Source organism: Dendrosporobacter quercicolus (assembly GCF_900104455.1).
Lineage (GTDB): Bacteria > Bacillota > Negativicutes > DSM-1736 > Dendrosporobacteraceae > Dendrosporobacter > Dendrosporobacter quercicolus.
The window spans coordinates 890,959-913,226 of the sequence record NZ_FNHB01000001.1 but is presented as its reverse complement, the minus strand read 5'-3'; the positions used below and the strand labels follow the sequence as shown (position 1 = coordinate 913,226).

Genomic DNA, 22,268 nt, shown 5'->3' with positions numbered 1-22,268 from the left:
GCTGGGCTGTCTCTTCTTTTTAAATGTGCAAATTTATATCATTAGGAGAACGTCATGCTTACTGTTTTTGATAAGTCCTTGTTAAATATCATTCAGACCAATCTGCCTATAGACAGCAGACCGTTTAAAATTTTGGCCGAGCGTTTGGGGACGGATGAGTCCACCGTCATTGAACGATTGCGGGCTTTAACCGCGGACGGTTATATCAGGCGGATTGGCCCGTTTTTTGATTCAGTAAAACTTGGCTATGCCGGTACTTTGATTGCAGTGCAGGTTGAGCCGGACCGGATTGCGGCGATTGCTGAGGTCATTAATGCTTATCCGGGCGTAACGCATAACTATGAACGTGAGGGACGCTTTAATCTGTGGTTTACGTTATTAAGTCCTGATTTGGCGGTGCAGAATAAAATCCTTGCACATATCAGCAGCCTGCCGGGGGTGGTTGAATTGATAAACTTGCCGGCAACTAAGAAATATAAAGTCAGCGTTCAATTTACATTAGAATAGCAGGTGAAAATATGTTGGATGAATTGGATAAAAAAATTATTGGGGCAATGCAGGATGAATTTCCGCTGGTTGCCGAGCCTTACCGGGAAATTGCCCAGAGAGTTGGCATTAGCGAAGCGGAATTATTAGACCGGCTAAAAAATTACCTGCAAAGTGGTAAAATTCGAAAAATGGGGGCTGTGCTGCGTCATCGTCAAGTGGGATATTCCGCCAATGCCTTGTGCGCCTGGCTGGTTCCGGAAGACCGTTTGGAGGAGACCGGCAAAATGATGGCAAGCAAGGCGGTAATCACACATTGCTACATCCGGGCTGAGCAGCCGGGCTGGCGGTATAATTTTTATACCATGCTGCACGCTCATACCCGGCGGGAATGTCAGGCGATTGCGGATAAGCTGGCCCGGGAAGCCGGATTAAGTGAATATATTATGTTATTTAGCACTAAGGAGTGGAAAAAGACAAGCATGAAGTATTTTCGCGAAATTTAGCGAAAAATTGCGAAAATTTAGTCTATTTTTGTCGATGTGAAAAAAAGAACTTTTTAAACAGATGATGCTCACAAGGAATTCGAATTTTTATGTAGAATTAGTTGTTACATAGCGAAAAAGAATAATGATAATAGGTAGAATGAATGTTACGGTAATTACTGGTCTGGTTACCTGGCCGTAATAAGGCCTAAAGATATGAACGCAGGTCGGGGATGGCTGGACGGGGTTTTATCGTTGGGGGAGGTGATGCGGGATACTCGTGTACTATTGAATTAGTACGAATGATCGATTGGTCCACAATTTTCAGAATTACACAAAAAAACTAAAAAATGCTTAAGCATTAATGAAAGGGTGTTACTACTAATGACATGGACTCAAATCTATGATCCAATGGGTAGTCTGGCGTTGTCGGCTTTAATGGCTGCGATTCCAGTATTTGTTATTTTCTATCTCTTGGCTGTTCGCCGCGCTCCTGGTCAAATTGCGGGCTCGGCGGCAATGATCTCGGCCGTACTTGTCGCAATTTTTGTTTATAAAATGCCTGCGGCTACAGCTCTTACCGCAACTGCCATGGGAGCGCTGTACGGTGTATTCCCGATTTTCTGGATTGTTCTTACTGCCATTTTCATCTATAATATGACTGTTGAAACAGGACAGTTTGAAATAGTTAAAAATTCTATTGCTTCCATTACGGATGACCGCCGTCTCCAGGCGCTGCTGGTTGCATTTGCCTTCGGTGCTTTTCTGGAAGGCGCCGCGGGTTTTGGCACGCCGGTAGCCATTTCAGCCGGCATGCTGGTCGGCCTTGGCTTTAATCCGCTGTATGCGGCGGGATTGTGTCTAATTGCCAATACTGCGCCGGTAGCATTCGGCGGTATTGGTATCCCAATCATTGTTGCCGGGCAGGTAACCGGTATTGATGTAATGAAGATCAGTAGTATGGTTGGACGTCAATTGCCGTTCTTGTCAGTTATTATTCCTATCTGGCTGGTTGTTCTGATGTCCGGCTGGAAATCGGCAATGGAGGTGCTGCCTGCCTGTTTGGTGGCCGGTGTGTCCTTTGCCGGGCTGCAGTGGTTTTCGTCCAATTACCTTGGACCGGAGCTCCCCGACATTCTATCTTCGCTGGCCGCTATTATTGGACTGGCGTTATTCCTGAAAATCTGGAAGCCGGCAAAAATTTGGCGTTTCCCTGGCGAGCCGGTTGTTTCCGCTGCCGTTGCTGCGAAACAGGCTGCCGATTTAACCTTCGGGAAAATTTTCAAAGCCTGGTCTCCCTTTATTGTATTGACCGTTATGGTTATCCTGTGGGGTATCAAACCAATCGCGCTGGCCCTTGATGCGGCAACGATTAAGTGGTTTGTCCCTGGTCTGGACAAGGTTGTTATGCAGGTTGCTCCTATCGCCAAGCAGCCAACCGCGATGGCTGCGCTGTATAAAATTAACTGGCTGAGCGCCGCAGGTACCGCCTTGTTCATTGCCAGCGTTATTTCCGCCGCCATCCTGGGCGTAGGTCCCGGCCGGTTTGTCGCAATTTTTGCCAAAACATTTACCCAGTTGAAAAAACCATTGATTACAATTCCCTGCGTACTTGGTTTGGCTTATATCATGAACTATTCCGGAATGACTGCCAGCATGGGATTGTTCCTTGCCGGCACCGGTAAATTCTTCCCGTTTTTCTCTCCTCTGCTTGGCTGGTTAGGCGTATTCCTGACTGGTTCCGATACCTCAGCCAATGCTTTGTTCGGCAATCTTCAGGCGGTTACCGCCCAACAGGTTGGTGTTAGCGATGTGTTGACGGTTGCCGCGAACTCGTCAGGCGGCGTTACCGGAAAAATGATTTCGCCGCAAAGTATCGCAGTTGCTACTGCAGCGACCGGTCTTGTAGGCAAAGAAGGCGATCTGTTCAATTTTACGGTTATGCATTCGTTTATCCTGTGCGTTGCCGTTATGATCATGACTTATGCCCAGGCCTACTGGTTGTCCTGGATGATTCCTTAAAATTGCAATTTGTTTAAAAGGTTGAGACTCCGGTCTCAACCTTTTTTATATACATCAGAATGGATATACTCCGGTCGCTTCCTCCGGTTCTGTTGCGTCCCCTTTGCCTGCTTCGAGTACTTTGCGGTTGCATTTTCTTTTTGGCTTTTTATGTTTATTTTAGGGCGGCTTTGTGAATAATAGCTGCATAAACCCTTTATTTAGGGGGGGACGATATAGTTGCCAACAGCGGTTAAGATAAGAAAAGCGCTTAACGGTGTCTAACGATACTAGTACCTTGTCAGCCTTAAAACGGTAGAATAATGGCAGGTACTAGGGGCAACAGCTGAAAAAGGAAGGTGTTATTCATCAATGACATGGACGCAAAACTATGACCCGATGGGAAGCATCGCAGTATCCGCTTTGATTGCGGCGCTTCCGATCATAGTCATATTCTACCTGCTGGCAGTCCGTCGGGTGCCGGGACAAGTTGCTGGTGCAATCGCCTTGGCAGTGGCGGTACTTGTAGCAATTATCGGCTTTAAAATGCCGGTAGGATTAGCCCTGATAACCACCGGTATGGGAGCCTTATACGGGATATTTCCGATATTCTGGATTATTATCACGGCAATATTTATTTATAATATGACGGTAGAAACAGGCGACTTTGAGGTGATTAAGGATTCAATCGCAACGATTACCGATGACCGGCGACTTCAGGCGTTGTTGGTTGCTTTTGCCTTTGGCGCATTTTTGGAAGGCGCCGCCGGATTTGGCGCACCTGTCGCCATTTCAGCCGGTATGCTGGTAGGCCTTGGTTTCAACCCGCTTTACGCTGCTGGCTTATGTCTCATTGCCAATACCGCACCGGTTGCGTTTGGGGCGATTGGCATACCGGTAATTACCGGGGCGGCAGTAGCCAACCTTGATGTGATGAAGGTTAGCGCGATGGTAGGCCGGCAATTGCCGTTTTTGTCGGTAATCATCCCCATTTGGCTGGTTGTATTGATGGCCGGCTGGAAATCGGCGATGGAAGTCCTGCCCGCCTGCTTAGTTGCGGGTATTGCTTTTGCCGGTCTGCAATGGTTTTCTTCAAACTATATTGGGCCGGAATTGCCGGATATTTTATCTTCATTGGCGGCAATTGTTGGTCTGACAATATTACTAAAGGTCTGGAAGCCGGTTTCGATCTGGCGTTTTCCTGATGAGCGGGCTCCGGCGGCTACAGCCGGCAGCTTGCAAGATATTTCCGCCGGCAAAGTGATGAAAGCCTGGTCGCCGTTCATTTTGCTGACGGTGATGGTGGTTCTCTGGGGTCTCAAGCCGGTTGCGGCAGTGCTGGATACATTCACATATAAATGGCATGTTCCCGGTTTAGATATGGCAATTACTCAGATCGCCCCGCTTGTGCCTACACCTACGCCTATGGCGGCCATTTTTAAAGTGAACTGGCTGAGCGCCGCCGGTACCGCCTTATTTATTGCCAGTATTATTTCAGCGGCGATATTGGGAGTGGGAGCGGGTAAATATTTCAGTATTTTAGGCAAGACCTTTAGTCAGCTTACCAAGCCTTTAATCAATATTCCTTGTGTGCTTGGCCTGGCTTATATCATGAACTATTCCGGCATGAGCGCATCTTTGGGAATATTTTTGGCGGGCAGCGGTCACTTTTTCCCGCTTTTTTCCCCGCTGCTCGGCTGGTTGGGCGTATTCCTGACAGGCTCGGACACTTCGGCCAATGCGCTGTTTTGCAACCTGCAGGCAGTCACTGCCCAACAGGTTGGCATCGATCCGGTGCTTACGGTTGCCGCCAACTCTTCCGGCGGTGTAACCGGAAAAATGATTTCACCGCAGAGTATCGCGGTCGCAACTGCAGCGACCGGCCTGGTCGGTAAGGAAGGCGATTTGTTCAATTTTACGGTAATCCATTCCATCATTCTGGCAATAGCCGTTATGCTGATGACCTACGCACAGGCATATTGGCTGTCCTGGATGATTCCATAAGCTATAATAAAATGTACAGGGATGGGCGATATCGCCCATCCCTGTACATTTTATTATAGCATCCGAAGCGGTTTTACGGTTTCTTGTGAATGACAGTTGTATTTTTGGAAATAGTAAACGGTGATAACGAATTGTGGATGTAAGACCGGAAGATGAACAGGAGGTGCCGGCAATGGCTGAAGTTTCACTACAAGGTGAACGAAGAGTGTTTATGACAGGCAATGAAGTGATTGCCTGGGCTGCAGTGGCCGCTAAAGCCGAAATTATGTATGGATATCCAATAACGCCGCAGAACGAAATCATGCATTATTGGACAAGACTGGCTCCAAAATATGAGAAAAAATTTCTGCAGACCGAAGATGAAATATCGGCCGGTTTTACCACTTTAGGCGGTGTCTTTACCGGGACCAAAGCCTTTACCGCCACGTCCGGGCCCGGCAATGTATTAATGCAGGAATCGGCGGGCATGGCTGAGATGATGCGCCTGCCGGTGGTCTATATTATTCAGCAGCGGGGCGGCCCTTCTACCGCTACCGTCATTTACGGGCAACAGGAGACAACGCTTACCTGTTTTGGCGGCAATGGCGAAGGGTACCGGATTGTCTACTCGCCGGCGACTCATCAAGATTTATTTGATTATACAATTAAAGCTTTTGATGTAGCCTGGACTTACCGGTTCCCAACGTTTGTGCTTGGCGACGGCTATCAGGCCAAAATGCGCGAACCGCTAACCATTTATGATCCGGAGTCCAGAGGTCTTAAACTGGTTAACCCCGAACCCATTGTGGCCGACCTTGGTAATCCCGGCCGAAAAGCAAAGCATCTGCGCAATTGTTTAAATACCGAGGATGAATTGTATGAAATTTTGCAAGGGCATCAGGCCGATTTCGATGCTTTGGCGGATAAACTGCCTGAATGGGATGAACAAGGCTGTGGCGATGCCGAGATCATTATAATCAGCCATGGCGTGGTATCGCGAGCCGCGTTGGGCGCTTACCAAAAATTACGGGAAGAAGGGCGCAGGGTTGGTTATTTCCGGCCGATAACCCTGCGTCCGTTTCCTGAAAAGCAGCTGAAGCAAGCGATCCAAGGCGCTGGAAAGTTATTCCTGGCTGAGTCGGCCTATGGTCAGCTTTTAAAGATTGTCCAGAACAATATTTATGGCAGTACGCTTGAAATTACACCGATGCTCAGACCGGGCGTAGGGATAACCAGTGAAGAAATATACGCGGAAGTCAGCAAATTGTAAACCGGAGGGATCACTAAGATGCAGGAATTGATCGAAAATAATATTCTGCAGCCGGCAATGCCAACCTGTTGGAACGAAGCCAGCAAACCGCATAAATTTTGTCCTGGCTGTGGTCATGGCGTTATTTTAAAAGCTTTGGGCGAAGCGGTTGATGAGCTGGGGCTTCGCGATAGAATTGTATTTGGCTGTGATATCGGCTGTTCATTGCTGGCCTGGGATTTTTTTGACTTTGACACCGTTCAAACGCATCATGGCCGCACCACTCCGGTGATCACCGGGATGAAGCGCGCCAAACCCGAGATTGCCGGTATTGCTTATATGGGGGACGGAGGCGGCTATGCCATTGGTTCGCAGCATTTATTCAATGCCGCTGTCCGGAATGAAAAAATTACAGTCATTGTCTGCAATAACTCTAATTACGGTATGACCGGCGGCCAAATGTCGCCAACTTCGCTGCCGGGAATGAAGACGGAGACCAGCCCGTATGGGCGTGATATTCTACAAACCGGAGCTCCGACGAAAGGGCCGGAAATGGTGGCGGCTGTGGCCCCGGAAGGGGCTTATGTGGCTCGCGGCACGGTTGCCAATGTCCGTCAGCTTAAGGGTTTTATTAAAAAAGCTTTGGAAAACCAACTTGCCGGCAATGGTTTTTCGTTTGTTGAAGCGTTATCGGGCTGTCCGACCAACTGGCGGACCAATGCGAAACAAACCTGGGAATTTATTGAAAAAGATATGACCCAGTATTTTAAGGTAGGCGAATTGCGCCCGCTGCAAGCGAAGGAGGGCTAAGGCGATGTCTAAAGTAATCAAAATTGCGCTGGCAGGTGAAGGCGGCCAGGGCGTGCAGTCAATTGCTGAAATACTGGCCGAAGCTGCAAATGAAGAAGGGAAAAATGCCTTGTATATCCCAAATTTCGGCGTTGAACAGCGTGGCGGCGTTTCGATCGCTTATGTGCAAATCAGTGAAGGGGCTATTGGCGCGCCTAAATTTATTAAGGCCGATATCCTAATACCGCTGAGTCCGCGGGCGGTAAAAAGAACGACTGACCATGCCGGGCCGGATACCATCTATATCTACGATAATTCGCTGATTCAGGAAGGGGAAGTGCATGACAATATTGTGGGAATGCAGTATTTTGATGTTACTCCGCCCTGTCCTACAGCCGAGCATCCGAACGAGGATCTGGCGCAGGATTTAATTGCCGGCGAGCCGAAGACCTGCTCTTTTACCACCGAAAGCGCCGGCGTGGATCCGGCTGATATTCCGGAAGTTAAACGGGTGATTGCCATTCCGGCCAATGACATCGCCAAAAATGAACTGCATCCGCGGGTGTTTAATGTAATCATTCTCGGTGCGATTATTGCCGCAACCAATGTATTGCCGCTGGACAGCATCAAAAACGCACTGGAAGTAAGGCTGGGCGCAAAATTTACCGCAAACCCTAAATTACGGGAAATGAATTTCAAAGCACTTGAACGCGGCTACGAATTGATCATGAATGCGGTATGAGGAGGGGATTGAAACATGGAAAAGGTCAAATGGAAGTCTTCTCAATATGGCAGTGAAAAAGGGCTGTGGGCTAATTTTTCAGGACTTTGCAAAGGCTGTGGCTTATGTATTGAAAAGTGTCCGGTTAAATGCATCAGCTGGTCCGAGGAACTGGGCGTATATGGTACTCCCAGGGTAGAAGCGGACATGGGGAAATGCATCGCGTGCGGGATCTGCCAACTGGTTTGTCCGGATACGGCTATTCGGGTGGAAAAAAAGAAATAACTGGACTTTAAAATATTAAATAGTGTATTATAGTAACAGACTTAGCTTGTAGGTGATAAGATTGATAAAAAATTCTATATTTTTCGGAATAGTTCAAAATGATTTAACTGCATTGGAAGCTGAGCTGCTTTCGATAATACACTCTCCAGTCCACCTGATCACCGAGATTAGTGAACATTTGGTACAGGCAGGCGGCAAACGTTTGCGGCCTGCCCTTTATTTTTTGAGCGCCCGCTGCGGCTGTGACGATCAGGCAAAGCTCCAGCCCCTGGCAACGGCAATTGAACTTATTCATATGGCCACACTGGTGCATGACGATGTGATTGACAATGCGGCGACCAGGCGCGGGATACCCACAGCCAACAATAAGTGGGGGAATCAAATGTCGGTGCTGATTGGCGATTATCTATTTGCGAAAGCTTTCTCGATTGTGGCTTCCTCGCAGGTATCGGGAAGGGTCATGCAGGTGCTGACGGAAGTTATCTGCTCGATGAGCGAGGGGGAAATTATTCAAAACCAGGATATATTTAACCCCGAGCAGCATGAAATGGAATATTTGAGCCGCATAGCGAAAAAAACGGCGGATTTTATTGCCGCCAGCTGTGAGTTGGGGGCTTTGACCGCCGGGTTGCCTGAGGCCTATGTCCAGGCCTTGCGCGATTACGGCTATTCGATCGGCATGGCGTTCCAGATTACTGATGATATCTTAGACATAACAGCTTCTTCGGAACAATTGGGCAAACCAGCCGGCAATGATTTGCGGCAGGGCATCGTTACCCTGCCGGTGCTGTACGCCCTTAAGCATAGCCCGGCGGCGGCGGAGCTTAGAACGATTGTTGCAACCTGTAATATGACTGAGGCGGAACTGGCCCGTGGCTTACAAATTATTCATGAGACCGACGCTGTTGAATACTCGTACAAATTGGTGGGAGAATATCTTAACCGGGCCAGAATTTTACTGCCGGCAGCAGTTCCGCCAGATATCAGGGAAGCTTTTTTGGCGGTTGCTGAATTTATTGAGATGCGAAATTTTTAAATCTGGGGGCGCGTATGTTCCGGCCGGTAAGAACGAAAAAGGTTTATGAGGAAATTGTTCATCAGATAAAACTGGCAATTGAAGAAGGCCGTCTAAAATCCGGCGACAAGCTGTTGTCTGAGCGGGATTTGGCTGGTCAATTCAAGGTCAGCCGGGCATCCGTACGTGAGGCGCTCAGCGCTTTGGAAATGATGGGGATTATCGCGATTCAGCCTGGCGAAGGCAGTTATGTGCGGCACCTGCCTTCCGAGAGCATGCTGGAGATATTGGCGACATCCGTCCGCACTGAAGCTGTTGATATTCTTCATTTGCTGGAGATGCGAAAAATCATTGAAGTGGAAACGGCGGCGCTGGCTGCCATGAGGGCGACGCCTGGCGAGCTTGAAGAACTGCGGCAGTCATTGCAGCAAATGCAGGCGGAAGTTGCCGGCGGCGGTCATGCCGAGGACATTGATGCGAAATTTCACTATATTTTGGTCAGGGCAGCGCATAATCCGGTTTTACTGAAAGTGGCCCAGACCATTTCGCAATTGCTGACCAGCAATTACCGTTCTTTACGGCTAACCCTATTTTTAATTCCCAGGATGAGTGAGCTTTTTTATCAGGCTCATTGTGAAATCTTTGAGGCGGTTGCTGCAAAAGATCCCCGTCTGGCCCGGGATAAAATGCGTGAACATCTTGACACGATTCAAGAGGCGATGCGCTGGTACAAGCACGGCGGCGCAGAAGTGTTGAGGATTTTTCCAAGCATTTATCATTCCCGTTACAATACATCCATTTAGTCGATAGTTCTTGCAGGCTGCAAGAACTATTTTTTATGACCGGCAGGCAAAGTGCAACCGGTACTCTCGTTTGGGTTGTACTAGACAGATGAATTAATGAGGCGGTAGGTGTAATAAAGTAATTTAAAAAACATATAAGATAGTAAGTAAAACAAAAAAGGGGTTGAAAATTTTCCATTAAAGTTTTATTATAGAAAATTTTGCAGGAAATTATTCAAATACCTAGAATAATCTAAATATAAAAAAAATACAGTTAATTCCGGCTGCGTTCATCCGCCTGTTTCCATCCGGAACGGCTATGCTGTTACCGGACTTTAAATCATTAATCAAATGCAGAAATATTGAATAAGGAGGTGTTTTAAGCAATAGGATAATAGTAAAACCGCATAAGTTTTACCTGGCATTCATACCAGGAAAGGGGGGAGTATCAGCCTGTTGCGTTAGCGGAGAACTTTATCGTTGATACTTGAAAAATCACTTTTAAAAGGAGTGTATGTAATGACTTGGGTTCAAAACTATAACCCCTTAGGCAGTATGGTAACTTCAGGCTTGGTTGCAGCAATTCCGCTATTTATCATTTTATATATGCTGGGTATTAAGCGTGCTAAGGGGCATGTGGCCGCTGCGTTCGGTCTGCTTTCGGCCCTTCTGGTTTCCGTTTTTGTTTACGGTATGCCCGCCGGTTTAGCGGTTGGATCAATTTTAAACGGCGCTGCCTATGGCATATTCCCCATTATTTGGATTGTTGTAACCGCAATCTGGGTGTACAACATGACTGTTGAATCAGGGGAATTTGAAATTATTAAAAGTTCGCTTGCGGCCATTACCGATGACCGTCGGTTGCAGGCGCTGTTTATTGCCTTTGCGTTTGGTTCGTTTATCGAAGGCACGGCAGGTTTTGGCACTCCGGTGGCAATCACTGCCGCCATGCTGGTGGGACTTGGCTTTAACCCCGTCTATGCAGCCGGTATCTGCCTGATTGCCAACACTGCGCCGGTGGCTTTTGGCGCTATTGGTATTCCGGTGGTTGTGGCCGCACAGGTTACCAATCTTGATCTCATGCATGTCAGTCAGGTTGTCGGGCGTCAATTGCCGTTTCTCTCGGTCTTTGTACCGTTATGGCTGGTGGTGACCATGTCCGGCTGGAAAGGGGCCATGGAAGTTCTGCCGGCAGTGATTGTAGCCGGTGTCTGCTTTGCGGGAACACAATTTTACACGGCAAACTATGTCAATGCCTATCTTCCGGATATTACCTCCGCTATTGTGACTATTGTTGGCTTATTGCTCTTTTTAAAAGTATGGAAACCTGCCAAAGCCTGGCACTTCCCTGATGAAGAGCCTTCCCAAGGCGTTGTCAAATGCCCTTATTCCACCGGCCAGATCCTGCGGGCCTGGGCGCCGTATTTGATTTTGGCGGCGCTGGTATTCCTCTGGGCGGACGATAAATTCGTCGGCCTGAAGAATATACTGGTTAATATTGACAAAGATTTGTTTATTTTATGGCCTGGATTGCACAATCTGGTGATAAAAACCACACCGGTTGTTCCCCAGGATGCCGCATATGCAGCAAAATACTCCTTCAATTTGCTGTCGGCTGCCGGTACTGCAATCCTGTTTTCCGGCCTGATTTCTCTGGCGGTTATTCCTAACTACGGTCTGAGTAAAGCCATTTCCTGCTTCTTCAAGACGGTTAAACAGCTTAAATGGCCGATTTTGACGATTGCAATGATTTTGGGCTTGGCCTATATTATGAATTATTCCGGTATGAGTTCAACGATGGGGCTGGCATTTACGGCCACCGGTTCGCTCTTTCCTTTCTTTTCACCAATTTTGGGCTGGCTGGGCGTTTTTCTGACCGGTTCTGATACTTCGGCAAACGCTCTGTTCTGCGGGATGCAAAAGACTGCGGCCGAGCAAGTGGGCGTAGATCCTTACCTGACAGTGGCCGCTAACTCGTCCGGTGGTGTTTGCGGCAAAATGATTTCGCCGCAGAGTATCTCCGTCGCTACGGCTGCCACCGGTTTGGTTGGGGAAGAAGGCACCATCTTCCGGTTTACGCTCGGACACAGTATCGCTATGGTCTTACTTATGGCCTGCCTTACTTACGCGCAGGCATACTGGCTGTCGTGGATGCTGCCATAAGAGTCGAAAGCGGCTTGCGTCAACTATTGCCCGTGTCAATTTCTGCTGGTAAAACAAGGACGGCAGGTTTTCCTGCGTCCTTGTTTTTTTTTAGGGTCAATTGTATAATATATTAAGAAAGAAATCAAAAAGGGGGCGATGATGCTGTTTAACATAGGAATGCCTGAATTAATTTTAATACTAATTATTGCTTTAGTTGTTTTTGGCCCCGCTAAGCTGCCGGAAATAGGTAAAGCGCTGGGCCGGAGTTTACAGGAATTTAAACGGGCCACAAGCGAAGTAACGAAAGAAGACGCAAATCAGAGTGAATTGAAAAAGCCTGACGAAACAAAGTGAGGAACTGGTAATGCCTGATAAAACAGCCCATCATCATATCCAGGCCGAACAGTCTGATACAGGTGAAATGTCTTTCATTGGTCATTTGGAAGAATTGCGGCGGCGACTGATTATTTGCCTGATTGCAGTGGGGATAAGCAGTGCTGTCAGCTACTTCTATGCTCAGGAACTTGTACATTTTATCACTGCTCCTGCTGGAAAATTGTATTATATGAATCCGGCGGAAGCTTTTTTTACATATTTAAAGGTATCTTTTTTTGCCGGATTTTTAGTCAGCCTGCCGGTAATTTTATATCAGATATGGTCGTTTATCGTACCGGCGTTAACGGCTAATGAGCGTACCGTTGTAAATTTGCTGGTGCCGGTATCGGTAGTGTTATTTTTTATTGGTTTGGCTTTTTCTTATTATTTGGTGCTGCCGGCCGGAATCAAATTTTTTATGGGCTTTGCCACCGAGGATTTACAGCCGATGTTTTCGCTGGGGCAATATTTATCGTTTGTCATATCCTTTCTTGCGCCGTTTGGGTTTATTTTTGAATTGCCGCTATTTATCCTGGTTTTGGCTAAATTTGGCTTTGTCAGTTCGGGCTTTTTAATCCTAAAGCGAAAAATTGTATTAGTTTTGGCTTTCGTGATCGGAGCAGTTATCTCACCGACACCTGATGTGTTTTCTCAGACTATGGTTGCTGTTCCAGTTATATTGCTATATGAGTTGAGTGTTTTTATCGTAAAATATATCTTGCGGAAGTAGTTGAAAGGAGCATTCATTTTGGCTTTTACTGATTTAAGGGAGTTTATTGCGGCGCTGGAAGCCCGCGGCTGGCTGAAGCGAATAAAACAAAGCGTGGACAGTGACCTGGAGATTACCGAAATAACCGATCGTGTATCCAAAATGACCGGGGATAAAAATGTCGCCTTGCTGTTTGAGAATGTTAAAGGCTATGATGTACCGGTGCTGATGAATGCTTTTGGCAGCATGGAACGAATGGCTTTCGCTTTAGGCGTAGAGAAAATTGACGATATTGCCCAGGAAATACGTGAAATACTGAAACTGCCTTATATATCGCTGCAAAACAAGCTTGATTTAATTAAAATTGTGCCGCAAGCGAAGCGGGCGATTAATTTTCCGAAATACGTAAAAAAAGGCCCGTGTAAAGAAGTCATTATTAAAGATCAGCCTTCGCTTGAAAAATTTCCTGTCTTAAAATGCTGGCCGGGAGATGCAGGGAAATTTATCACACTGCCGCTGATATTTACGAAGAATCCAGTGACCGGCAAACGCAATGTCGGCATGTACCGGCTGCAGATCTATGACGGGCAGACAACCGGGATGCATTGGCATATTCATAAAAATGGCGCCGAAAATTTCCGGGCCCACCGCGAAATGGGCAAAGACAGAATCGAGGTTGCGGTAGCCATCGGCGGCGATCCCGCCCTGACTTACGCTGCTACGGCGCCATTGCCGCGCGATATTGATGAAATGGTATTTGCCGGTTTTTTACGTAAGAAGCCGGTAGAAATGATTCAATGCGAAACCGTTGATGTAGAGGTTCCGGCCCATTCCGAAATTGTTCTTGAAGGGTATGTATTATTGGATGAATTAAGAACTGAAGGGCCGTTTGGCGATCATACCGGCTATTACTCGCTGGCCGATCAGTACCCGGTATTTCACATTACCTGTATTACTCACCGTAAAGATCCGATTTATCCGGCTACCATTGTCGGCAAACCGCCAATGGAGGATTGTTATTTGGCCAAAGCCACTGAACGGATCTTTTTACCTTTCCTCCAGCAGCAACTGCCGGAAATTCTTGATATTAACCTGCCGCTGGAAGGTGTTTTTCATAATTGCGCAATGATCTCAATAAAAAAAAGCTATCCGCAGCATGCCAAAAAAGTAATGCATGCAATTTGGGGTATGGGACAAATGATGTTTACTAAAATGGTCATTGTTGTTGACGCGCATGTCAATGTTCAGGACACGAAAGAAGTTTGGTGGCGGGTTTTTAACAATATTGATGCCAGACGGGATATTGTGCTGGTCGATGGACCGCTGGACGTGCTTGACCATTCGTCGCCCATGCCAAATTGGGGAACAAAAGTCGGTATTGATGCTACGAAAACCTGGCCCGAAGAAGGCAATCAGCGGGAATGGCCGGACGAAATTGTCATGTCCGATGAGGTTAAACAAATGGTGGATGCCAAGTGGAAGGAACTCGGCCTTGGATAAGATAAAAGCTCATTTAGAAAACATCGCTTTTTCCCACTCCGTTTTTGCGCTGCCTTTTGCTTATATGGGAGCCTCATTGGCGGCGGAGGGCCTGCCCGGCGGCCGCGATTTGCTCTGGATTACGCTGGCAATGATTGGCGCGCGCAGTGCGGCGCTGGCCCTGAATAATTTTATCGATTTAAAATATGATAGAATTCATCCCCGGTTTCAACAACGGCCAATGGTAACCGGTGCGGTGAAAGTGTGGGAAGCCATTGTCTTGATCGCTGTAAGCCTGGCTGTATTTATTGTCGCCGCCGCCAATTTGCATCCGGTCTGCCTGAAACTGACGCCGGTGGCGATTATTCCCCTGGCTGTCTATCCCTATATGAAGCGATTTTCCTGGACCTGTCACCTGATTTTAGGCTTGGCGCTCTCTATTGCGCCAATCGGCGCCTGGATGGCAATCAGAGGCGAACTGACTTTGCCAATCGTTTTTTTAGGACTGGCGGTTGGCATCTGGATTGCCGCTTTTGACGTTATTTATGGCTGCCAGGATATTGCGTTCGATCAGCAGCATGGTCTTAACTCAATGCCGGTGCGATTTGGCGTTGCCGGTGCATTGAAACTGGCTAAGCTGATGCATGGGGTAAGCATTGCTTCTTTTGTTCTGGTTGGCCTGCTGTTTCAACTTAACCTATTTTATTATACCGGGGTGCTGCTGGCGGGGGTAGTCTTGATTTATCAGCATTTGATCATTAGCCCGCAGGATTTGACCAGGGTGACGCAGGGCTATTTTATGCGTAATGGCTTGGTCGGCATTTTAGTGTGTTTATTTACTTTGGTTAGCCTGCTGTTTTAGTTAACTAGAGGTTTATTGTCATTGCGGATTTTCGCAATGACACTTTTTTAGCGCAGGAAAGAGCAGCGCAGGCTTACGGAAATTCGTCTCGCCATTATCTTGCTGTTTCAAGATTGGCGCAGTACTAGGAGGTCGTTAGAGTGTCAGCCCAAATTTTAGCAGGTAAGAATTTTGCAGCGCAGATTAAGGAAAACACCAAACGGGATATTGACGTGCTGAAACGTGATTATGATATTATACCCGGTTTGGCGGTAATCATTGTCGGCGAAAACCCGGCTTCGCAGGTTTATGTGGCCAACAAGCACCGGGCTTGCGCTGAAATCGGCATTTATTCTGAAGTGATTCATATGCCGGCAAGCATCGGCAAGGATGCTCTGCTGGACAAGATTGCCAGCTTGAATGAAAATGACAAAATTCATGGCATATTGGTGCAACTGCCCCTGCCGGATGCTATGAAGGCAGATGAGGCCGAAATTTTAAATGCGATTGACCCGGCTAAAGATGTTGATGGTTTTCATCCGGTCAATGTCGGCAAGCTGACGATTGGCGACGAGCATTTAGTACCGTGTACGCCGGCTGGCTGTATGAAGATGCTTGAAATGGCGGGCATTGGCATTGCAGGGAAACAGGCGGTTGTCATTGGGCGCAGCAATATCGTCGGTAAACCAATGTTTCATCTGCTGCTGGCCCGTAATGCAACGGTTACCGTCTGTCATTCCAGAACCGGCAATTTGGCCGCTATTGCCAGGCAGGCCGATATCCTGGTTGCTGCTGTCGGCAAGCCCAATTTTGTCACGAAAGATATGGTTAAGCCTGGCGCCGTTGTTATTGATGTCGGCATCAACCGGCTTGACGGAAAACTGGTGGGTGATGTCGATTTTGAGCAAGTAAAGTCAGTAGCTGGCGCAATTACGCCGGTTCCCGGCGGTGTGGGCTTGCTGACAATTGCCATGCTGCTGAGTAATACGGTAAAGGCTGCCTGCCTGATTCATCAGGTTAACTGAGCTGCAGTGCAGTGAGATGGTTTGCGGATGCTCTTGCAATCAGAAAGTTTTGCTAAAAAACTGGATATTTTTACCGATTATGTTATGATGTTAAGGAGGTAAGCTATGAAATCGGATGTTGAAATTGCTCAAGATGCGGTAATGCGCCCGGTTGCCGATGTGGCCCGGGAATTGCAAATAACGGATGATGAGCTGGAGCTGTATGGTAAGTACAAAGCTAAGGTTTCCTTGAATCTCTGGGACAGGGTTAAATCCCGGCCTAACGGAAAGCTGATTCTGGTGAGCGCAATTAATCCAACGCCGGCGGGAGAGGGGAAAACTACCACTACTGTGGGCTTAGGCGATGCTTTGCGGCGCCTTGACAAAAAAGCTGCCATTGCTTTACGCGAACCTTCGCTGGGCCCCTGTTTCGGCATTAAGGGCGGGGCTGCCGGCGGCGGATATGCGCAGGTTGTGCCAATGGAAGATATCAATCTGCATTTTACCGGTGATTTCCATGCCATTACTTCAGCCCATAATTTGCTGGCCGCAGTGATTGACAATCATATTCAACAGGGCAATGAACTGGGAATTGATCCGCGGCGGGTTACCTGGCGGCGGGTTGTTGATTTAAATGACCGGGCCCTGCGGTCGGTGATTTGCGGTCTGGGGGGCAAAGCAAACGGAACGCCCCGGGAAACAGGCTTTGATATCACGGTTGCCTCAGAAATGATGGCAATCTTATGTCTGGCCAATGATCTGGACGATATGAAACACCGTATTGGGCGGATTATCATCGGGCACACCTATGACAACCGCCCGGTTACTGTGCGGGAGCTTAATGTTACGGGTGCTTTAACCCTCTTATTTAAAGATGCAATTAAACCAAATTTAGTACAGACTTTGGAGAATACACCGGCTTTTGTTCATGGCGGGCCGTTTGCCAATATCGCCCATGGCTGTAATAGTGTAATGGCTACCAAATTTGCGCTGAAGCTGGCTGATTATGTGGTGACGGAAGCCGGTTTTGGCGCTGATCTGGGAGCCGAAAAGTTTCTTAATATCAAGTGCAGGTTCGCTGGGATCAAGCCTGACGCCGTAGTCATTGTCGCAACCGTCAGGGCTTTGAAAATGCATGGCGGCGTGGCAAAAGCAGAGTTGTCCGAGGAAAACAGCGCCGCCCTGGAGCGGGGCTTGGCAAATCTGGCTAAACATATTGAAAACATGCATAAGTTCGGGCTGCCGACGGTGGTGGCAATCAATGCTTTTCCTACGGATACTGAACAGGAACTGGCTTTTGTTGTCAAGGCCTGCCAGGCGTTAGGGGCAGAGGTTGCCTTATCTGAAGTTTGGGCTAAAGGCGGCGAGGGCGGTATCGCTTTGGCGCAGAAAGTGCTGCAGGCTGCCGGCAAACCCGGCCAATTTCGGTTTCTTTACCCTGAGACAGCGCCAATCAAGGCTAAGATTGAATCAATTGCCAGGGATATCTATGGTGCTGCGGCTGTGAATTATACGCCTGCCGCGGAAAAAATCATTGCTGAACTGTCCGGCGGACAGCTTGCCCAAACACCGGTTTGTATGGCTAAGACCCAGTATTCTTTAAGTGACGATGCCGCCAAGCTTGGCCGCCCGGCGGATTTTACCATTACCGTGCGGGAAATACGGGTTGCTGCCGGGGCAGGTTTTCTGGTTGCTATTACGGGCGATGTTATGACAATGCCGGGCTTGCCTAAACGGCCGGCTGCCGAGCGGATGGATATTGATAACCGCGGAAAAATCAGCGGACTATTTTAGGAAAATATTAGGGCGTGTCTTTAAACAGGGAAAGGTTCAATGGCGAGTGATTTTTGAGCCAGACGAGGCAAAATTTTGCAGGAATAACGGTTGATTTCAAAAAATTTTAACGAAGTATGGTGCAAAAAGCGCCGCCAGTGAGCGTTTTAATCGTTTGAAGACACGTCTTAGACAGAGTGGAGGCCGGGGATATTGAAAATAGCGATTGAGCTGGTGCCCAGGGATGAAGCTTCGCTGTTGGCTGAACTGGAGGTTGTCAAAAGCGATTTCCCGGATATCGATACAATCAATATTCCGGATCTTTTGCGGTACGATCTGCGAAGCTGGGAGGGCTGCGTGTATGCGCAGGACCGCTACAAATCCGCCATACCGCATATCCGGGCGATTGATATTGATTTAGACAAACCGTTGCCGATGGGTGATTTTTTGCAAAAACATCATATCCGGGAAGTGCTGGTAATTACGGGTGATTTACCGCAGGATATGAAATGGAAAATTTATCCTTCGACCAGTATTGAGGTCATTCGAAAATTTAAGGAAGAGCTGCCCGGGATTAAGGTCTATGCCGGCATTGATCAATACCGGGATAGTATGCGTAAAGAGACGGACTATATCCGGCGTAAAATTCAGGCCGGCGCTGACGGTTTTTTTACCCAGCCTTTTTTTGATTTGCGCCTGATGGAAATTTACGCCGAGATTTTAGCCGGACAAGAGGTCTATTGGGGAATATCCCCGGTTACTTCTGAAAAATCCTTAAGTTATTGGGAAACAAAAAACAATGTGGTTTTTCCGGCTTGCTTTAAACCCAACTTGTCCTGGAATATTATGTTTGCCCGGCAGGCGCTGCAATTTACCCGTCAAAGCGATACGAATATCTATTTTATGCCGATCAGAACCGATGTGAAAAGTTATCTGCAAGGCATCTTCGGCGGAGCGCAGGCAGGAAGTTAGCCGGTAAATGCCCTTGCCGCTTTGCAAGCTTAGGCTGACCTGTATCAGACGGCGCAAACGGCTGTATAATAGACTCAACAGGAGTGATCAAGATGTATAAAATTCTAGTTAAAAAGGAGCTGGCGCCCAGTGTGCAATTGTTTGAACTATCCGCGCCGCGGATTGCCCGGAAGGCCCAGCCCGGACAGTTTGTCATTGTGCGGCTGAATGAAGAGGGAGAAAGAGTTCCGTTAACCATTGCCGATTTTGACCGGGCAAAAGGTACGGTAACCATCATATTTCAGGAAGTGGGAGCATCGACCAAAGCGATGGGACTGCTGAATGAAGGTGATGCCCTGCTGGATGTGGTAGGCCCGCTTGGCAAACCAACCCATATTGAGAATTTTGGCACAGTGGTGTGTATCGGCGGGGGAATTGGAATAGCGCCGGTTTATCCGATCGCCAGAGGACTGAAACAGGCGGGCAATAAAGTGATTTCTATTATCGGAGCCCGCAGTAAAGATATTCTGATTCTTGAAGACGAAATGAAAGCAGTAAGCGATCAATTGCTGGTTACAACGGATGACGGTTCAAAAGGGCAGCAGGGATTTGTTACCGATCAGTTAAAACAGCTCATTGACGCAGGTGTGAATATCGCCCTGGTAGTGGCTATCGGCCCGGTTATCATGATGCGCAGTGTAGCTGAAGTGACGCGTCCCTATGCCATCGAAACAGTGGTCAGCCTGAATCCGATCATGGTGGACGGGACAGGGATGTGTGGCGGCTGTAGAGTGCAGGTGGGCGCAGAGAGCAAATTCGCTTGTGTGGATGGTCCGGAATTTGACGCGCATCAAGTGGATTTTGCCGGCCTGATGGCCCGCCAAAAAATGTATCTGCCGCAGGAAAAGCACCACCAACAGCATTGTTCAGATCAGCAGGGAGGTAGCTGCAAATGTCATTCTCATTAACCAAGCACAAGATGCCTGAGCAAGATCCCCAAGTAAGGGCGAAAAACTTTAATGAAGTAACGCTGGGCTATAGTGCTGAAGATGCGCTGAATGAAGCCAAACGCTGTCTAAACTGTAAGCATGCTCCTTGCCGCCAGGGCTGCCCGGTGCAGGTAAACATCCCGGCCTTTATCAAGCAGATCAAAGAAGGCGATGCCGGTGCAGCCATTGCGACGATCAAGGAGGTCAACAGCCTGCCGGCGGTATGCGGCCGGGTATGTCCGCAGGAAGAACAATGTGAAAAATACTGTGTGCTGGCTAAAAAAGGCGAAGCGGTGGGTATCGGGAGGCTGGAGCGCTATGCGGCCGACAGGGCTGGAAACAACGTTCAGGCGATAAGACCGGTTGCATACCCGGACAAAGGTCAAAAGGTGGCAGTTATCGGCTCAGGGCCTGCCGGACTGACGGCAGCGGGCGATCTGGCCAAACTGGGATATAAAGTGACGGTCTTTGAAGCGCTGCATGCGCCAGGCGGAGTATTGGTTTATGGGATACCCGAATTTCGTTTGCCTAAAGATGCGGTAGTTAAAGCAGAAATAGACAATTTAAGAAAGATCGGGGTAGAAATCATTGTCAATGCGGTAGCCGGCAAAACGTTTACTATTGATGAACTGATGGAGGAAGAAGGCTATCAGGCGGTGTTCATTGCTACCGGGGCAGGGCTGCCGTACTTTATGGGAATACCGGGAGAAAATCTCAACGGCGTATACGCGGCCAATGAGTTTCTCACCCGCTGCAACCTGATGAAAGCTTATAAATTTCCCGCCTGTGGAACGCCTATCCATGTGGGAAAAAGAGTGGCGGTAGTCGGCGGGGGAAATGTAGCGATGGATGCGGCGCGGACAGCCTTAAGGCTGGGGGCCGATCATGCTTATATCGTATACCGGCGGTCGGAAGCCGAATTGCCCGCCAGGCAGGAAGAAGTGCATCATGCCAAAGAAGAAGGAATTGAATTTCAGTTGCTGACCAATCCGGTGGCAATATTAGGCAATGAGCAAGGCTGGGTCAGAGCGCTGCAGTGTGTAAGAATGGAACTGGGCGAGCCGGATGCGTCAGGTCGGAGACGTCCGGTGGAGGTAAAAGGCTCTGAATTCGAACTGGAGGTCGACACGGCGGTAATCGCTATCGGGCAGGGCCCAAATCCTTTGGTACAATCGACAACCAAAGGGCTAGAAACCAATAAAAAAGGGAATATTATAGCCGATCCGGAAACGGGAGCGACCAGTAAGGCTGGCGTATTTGCCGGCGGGGATATCGTAACCGGCGCAGCAACTGTCATTTTGGCAATGGGCGCAGGCAAAAAGGCGGCGGCGGCTATTGATCAGTATCTGACTGCCAAACGAACAGGCCAAACTGAATAGTTTTATTAACCCCTGGCTACATATAGTTTTGCTGTATGTAGCCAGGGGTACCTTATCAGCCATTATTCTACTGTTTTTAAGGCTGACAAGGTACTAGATTAATGCCGTAAGGAGCTGACCGCTATGAATTTGTTTGATGTTATCGGACCGGTAATGGTTGGGCCATCAAGTTCACATACAGCCGGAGCTGTCCGGCTGGGAAATTTGGCGTTGGCTATTTTAGGTGAAGACGTAAAAAATGCCGTTATCGAATTACACGGATCTTTCGCCCAGACGTATCGCGGACATGGAACGGACTTAGCCTTAGTGGCCGGATTGCTGGGCTGGGCGCCTGATGACTTAAGGATTCCCCAATCCTTTGCCTGCGCCGCAGAAGCCGGACTGGAGTATCGTTTTGTTAAAGCTGATTTAGGAGATTTGGCTCATCCGAATACGGTGCGATTCCGGTTGACCGGTCAAAAGGGCCGGCAATCGGAAATTACCGGCTCATCGGTTGGCGGCGGCAGTGTCATCATTACCAATGTTGATGGGTTTTTACTGGAATTTACCGGTGAACTGACTGTTTTACTGACCACCCATCAGGACAAACCGGGCGTTGTTGCGCTGGTAACCAGCCTCTTAGCCAATCAGGGCGTAAATGTGGCTGCTATGCGTCTGTCGCGTCAGGCGAAAGGCGGTTTGGCTGTGATGGTAATGGAGACGGACCAGATTGTCAGCGATGAGATAGTGACGGCAATTACGGCCATGCCGCAAATTACGGCAGTACGCAGAATTTCACGAGCCTGAGTGTCTTGTCAAAGCTTTAACTTAGTCAAGACACTGAGTAC

21 protein-coding genes are annotated in these 22,268 nt (G+C 48.3%); all 21 read left to right on the top strand.

What is annotated here, in order from left to right; genetic code table 11:
- The first annotated feature begins 54 nt into the window (after positions 1–54).
- On the top strand, positions 55–507 hold the full coding sequence (gene ahbA, locus BLR06_RS04440; RefSeq protein WP_092068823.1) for a siroheme decarboxylase subunit alpha: 453 nt from the start codon (positions 55–57) through the stop codon (positions 505–507).
- Positions 508–518: 11 nt separating this feature from the next.
- A complete protein-coding gene (gene ahbB, locus BLR06_RS04435) occupies positions 519–992 on the top strand; it encodes a siroheme decarboxylase subunit beta (RefSeq protein WP_092068820.1) in 474 nt (157 codons plus the stop codon).
- A 363-nt stretch (positions 993–1,355) separates the two neighbouring features.
- Positions 1,356–2,993 (top strand): L-lactate permease, encoded by a 1,638-nt coding sequence (locus BLR06_RS04430; RefSeq protein WP_092068817.1) that lies wholly within the window; start codon positions 1,356–1,358, stop codon positions 2,991–2,993.
- Between the two features lie 351 nt (positions 2,994–3,344).
- The gene (locus tag BLR06_RS04425) at positions 3,345–4,976 is read left to right on the top strand and encodes an L-lactate permease (protein WP_092068814.1); all 1,632 of its coding nucleotides are present in this window, start codon (positions 3,345–3,347) and stop codon (positions 4,974–4,976) included.
- 172 nt (positions 4,977–5,148) lie between these two features.
- The gene (locus BLR06_RS04420) at positions 5,149–6,225 is read left to right on the top strand and encodes a ferredoxin oxidoreductase (RefSeq protein WP_092068811.1); all 1,077 of its coding nucleotides are present in this window, start codon (positions 5,149–5,151) and stop codon (positions 6,223–6,225) included.
- 18 nt (positions 6,226–6,243) lie between these two features.
- A complete protein-coding gene (locus BLR06_RS04415; RefSeq protein WP_092068809.1) occupies positions 6,244–7,014 on the top strand; it encodes a thiamine pyrophosphate-dependent enzyme in 771 nt (256 codons plus the stop codon).
- A gap of 4 nt (positions 7,015–7,018) precedes the next feature.
- Positions 7,019–7,735: a 2-oxoacid:acceptor oxidoreductase family protein gene (locus BLR06_RS04410; protein WP_092068806.1), complete on the top strand. Its 717-nt coding sequence runs from the start codon at positions 7,019–7,021 to the stop codon at positions 7,733–7,735.
- Between the two features lie 15 nt (positions 7,736–7,750).
- Positions 7,751–7,999, top strand: coding sequence for a 4Fe-4S binding protein (locus BLR06_RS04405; protein WP_092068803.1), 249 nt, complete (start codon positions 7,751–7,753; stop codon positions 7,997–7,999).
- Between the two features lie 61 nt (positions 8,000–8,060).
- Positions 8,061–9,035 (top strand): polyprenyl synthetase family protein, encoded by a 975-nt coding sequence (locus tag BLR06_RS04400; RefSeq protein ID WP_092068800.1) that lies wholly within the window; start codon positions 8,061–8,063, stop codon positions 9,033–9,035.
- A 14-nt stretch (positions 9,036–9,049) separates the two neighbouring features.
- On the top strand, positions 9,050–9,817 hold the full coding sequence (locus tag BLR06_RS04395; RefSeq protein ID WP_092068797.1) for a FadR/GntR family transcriptional regulator: 768 nt from the start codon (positions 9,050–9,052) through the stop codon (positions 9,815–9,817).
- Positions 9,818–10,315: 498 nt separating this feature from the next.
- Positions 10,316–11,959: an L-lactate permease gene (locus BLR06_RS04390; protein WP_092068794.1), complete on the top strand. Its 1,644-nt coding sequence runs from the start codon at positions 10,316–10,318 to the stop codon at positions 11,957–11,959.
- A gap of 138 nt (positions 11,960–12,097) precedes the next feature.
- Positions 12,098–12,295 (top strand): twin-arginine translocase TatA/TatE family subunit, encoded by a 198-nt coding sequence (gene tatA, locus BLR06_RS04385; protein ID WP_422699807.1) that lies wholly within the window; start codon positions 12,098–12,100, stop codon positions 12,293–12,295.
- A 10-nt stretch (positions 12,296–12,305) separates the two neighbouring features.
- Positions 12,306–13,046: a twin-arginine translocase subunit TatC gene (gene tatC, locus BLR06_RS04380; RefSeq protein ID WP_092068791.1), complete on the top strand. Its 741-nt coding sequence runs from the start codon at positions 12,306–12,308 to the stop codon at positions 13,044–13,046.
- 18 nt (positions 13,047–13,064) lie between these two features.
- Entirely contained in the window at positions 13,065–14,525 is a 1,461-nt protein-coding gene (locus BLR06_RS04375) for a menaquinone biosynthesis decarboxylase (RefSeq protein ID WP_092068788.1), read from the top strand.
- Positions 14,518–15,366 carry a UbiA-like polyprenyltransferase gene (locus tag BLR06_RS04370; protein WP_092068785.1) on the top strand — a complete coding sequence of 283 codons (849 nt, stop codon included), beginning with the start codon at positions 14,518–14,520 and terminating at the stop codon, positions 15,364–15,366. The genes BLR06_RS04375 and BLR06_RS04370 overlap by 8 nt, the downstream gene beginning before the upstream one ends.
- Positions 15,367–15,506: 140 nt before the next feature.
- Complete coding sequence (gene folD, locus BLR06_RS04365; protein WP_092068782.1) at positions 15,507–16,370, top strand: bifunctional methylenetetrahydrofolate dehydrogenase/methenyltetrahydrofolate cyclohydrolase FolD; 864 nt, start codon at positions 15,507–15,509, stop codon at positions 16,368–16,370.
- Positions 16,371–16,475: 105 nt separating this feature from the next.
- Positions 16,476–18,143 carry a formate--tetrahydrofolate ligase gene (locus BLR06_RS04360; RefSeq protein ID WP_092068779.1) on the top strand — a complete coding sequence of 556 codons (1,668 nt, stop codon included), beginning with the start codon at positions 16,476–16,478 and terminating at the stop codon, positions 18,141–18,143.
- A gap of 192 nt (positions 18,144–18,335) precedes the next feature.
- Entirely contained in the window at positions 18,336–19,094 is a 759-nt protein-coding gene (locus BLR06_RS04355) for a methylenetetrahydrofolate reductase (protein ID WP_218039435.1), read from the top strand.
- 92 nt (positions 19,095–19,186) lie between these two features.
- The gene (locus tag BLR06_RS04350; protein ID WP_092068773.1) at positions 19,187–20,041 is read left to right on the top strand and encodes a sulfide/dihydroorotate dehydrogenase-like FAD/NAD-binding protein; all 855 of its coding nucleotides are present in this window, start codon (positions 19,187–19,189) and stop codon (positions 20,039–20,041) included.
- Positions 20,026–21,441 (top strand): NADPH-dependent glutamate synthase, encoded by a 1,416-nt coding sequence (gltA, locus tag BLR06_RS04345; protein WP_092068770.1) that lies wholly within the window; start codon positions 20,026–20,028, stop codon positions 21,439–21,441. The genes BLR06_RS04350 and gltA overlap by 16 nt, the downstream gene beginning before the upstream one ends.
- Before the next feature lie 123 nt (positions 21,442–21,564).
- Positions 21,565–22,227 (top strand): L-serine ammonia-lyase, iron-sulfur-dependent subunit beta, encoded by a 663-nt coding sequence (gene sdaAB, locus BLR06_RS04340; RefSeq protein WP_092068767.1) that lies wholly within the window; start codon positions 21,565–21,567, stop codon positions 22,225–22,227.
- Positions 22,228–22,268 lie beyond the last annotated feature (41 nt).

Bases quoted from the DNA above. Each gene is read 5' to 3' on its own strand.
- ahbA (WP_092068823.1), top strand. From the start codon at position 55: ATGCTTACTGTTTTTGATAAGTCCTTGTTAAATATCATTCAGACCAAT.
- ahbB (WP_092068820.1), top strand. From the start codon at position 519: ATGTTGGATGAATTGGATAAAAAAATTATTGGGGCAATGCAGGATGAA.
- BLR06_RS04430 (WP_092068817.1), top strand. From the start codon at position 1,356: ATGACATGGACTCAAATCTATGATCCAATGGGTAGTCTGGCGTTGTCG.
- BLR06_RS04425 (WP_092068814.1), top strand. From the start codon at position 3,345: ATGACATGGACGCAAAACTATGACCCGATGGGAAGCATCGCAGTATCC.
- BLR06_RS04420 (WP_092068811.1), top strand. From the start codon at position 5,149: ATGGCTGAAGTTTCACTACAAGGTGAACGAAGAGTGTTTATGACAGGC.
- BLR06_RS04415 (WP_092068809.1), top strand. From the start codon at position 6,244: ATGCAGGAATTGATCGAAAATAATATTCTGCAGCCGGCAATGCCAACC.
- BLR06_RS04410 (WP_092068806.1), top strand. From the start codon at position 7,019: ATGTCTAAAGTAATCAAAATTGCGCTGGCAGGTGAAGGCGGCCAGGGC.
- BLR06_RS04405 (WP_092068803.1), top strand. From the start codon at position 7,751: ATGGAAAAGGTCAAATGGAAGTCTTCTCAATATGGCAGTGAAAAAGGG.
- BLR06_RS04395 (WP_092068797.1), top strand. From the start codon at position 9,050: ATGTTCCGGCCGGTAAGAACGAAAAAGGTTTATGAGGAAATTGTTCAT.
- BLR06_RS04390 (WP_092068794.1), top strand. From the start codon at position 10,316: ATGACTTGGGTTCAAAACTATAACCCCTTAGGCAGTATGGTAACTTCA.
- tatA (WP_422699807.1), top strand. From the start codon at position 12,098: ATGATGCTGTTTAACATAGGAATGCCTGAATTAATTTTAATACTAATT.
- tatC (WP_092068791.1), top strand. From the start codon at position 12,306: ATGCCTGATAAAACAGCCCATCATCATATCCAGGCCGAACAGTCTGAT.
- BLR06_RS04360 (WP_092068779.1), top strand. From the start codon at position 16,476: ATGAAATCGGATGTTGAAATTGCTCAAGATGCGGTAATGCGCCCGGTT.
- BLR06_RS04350 (WP_092068773.1), top strand. From the start codon at position 19,187: ATGTATAAAATTCTAGTTAAAAAGGAGCTGGCGCCCAGTGTGCAATTG.
- gltA (WP_092068770.1), top strand. From the start codon at position 20,026: ATGTCATTCTCATTAACCAAGCACAAGATGCCTGAGCAAGATCCCCAA.
- sdaAB (WP_092068767.1), top strand. From the start codon at position 21,565: ATGAATTTGTTTGATGTTATCGGACCGGTAATGGTTGGGCCATCAAGT.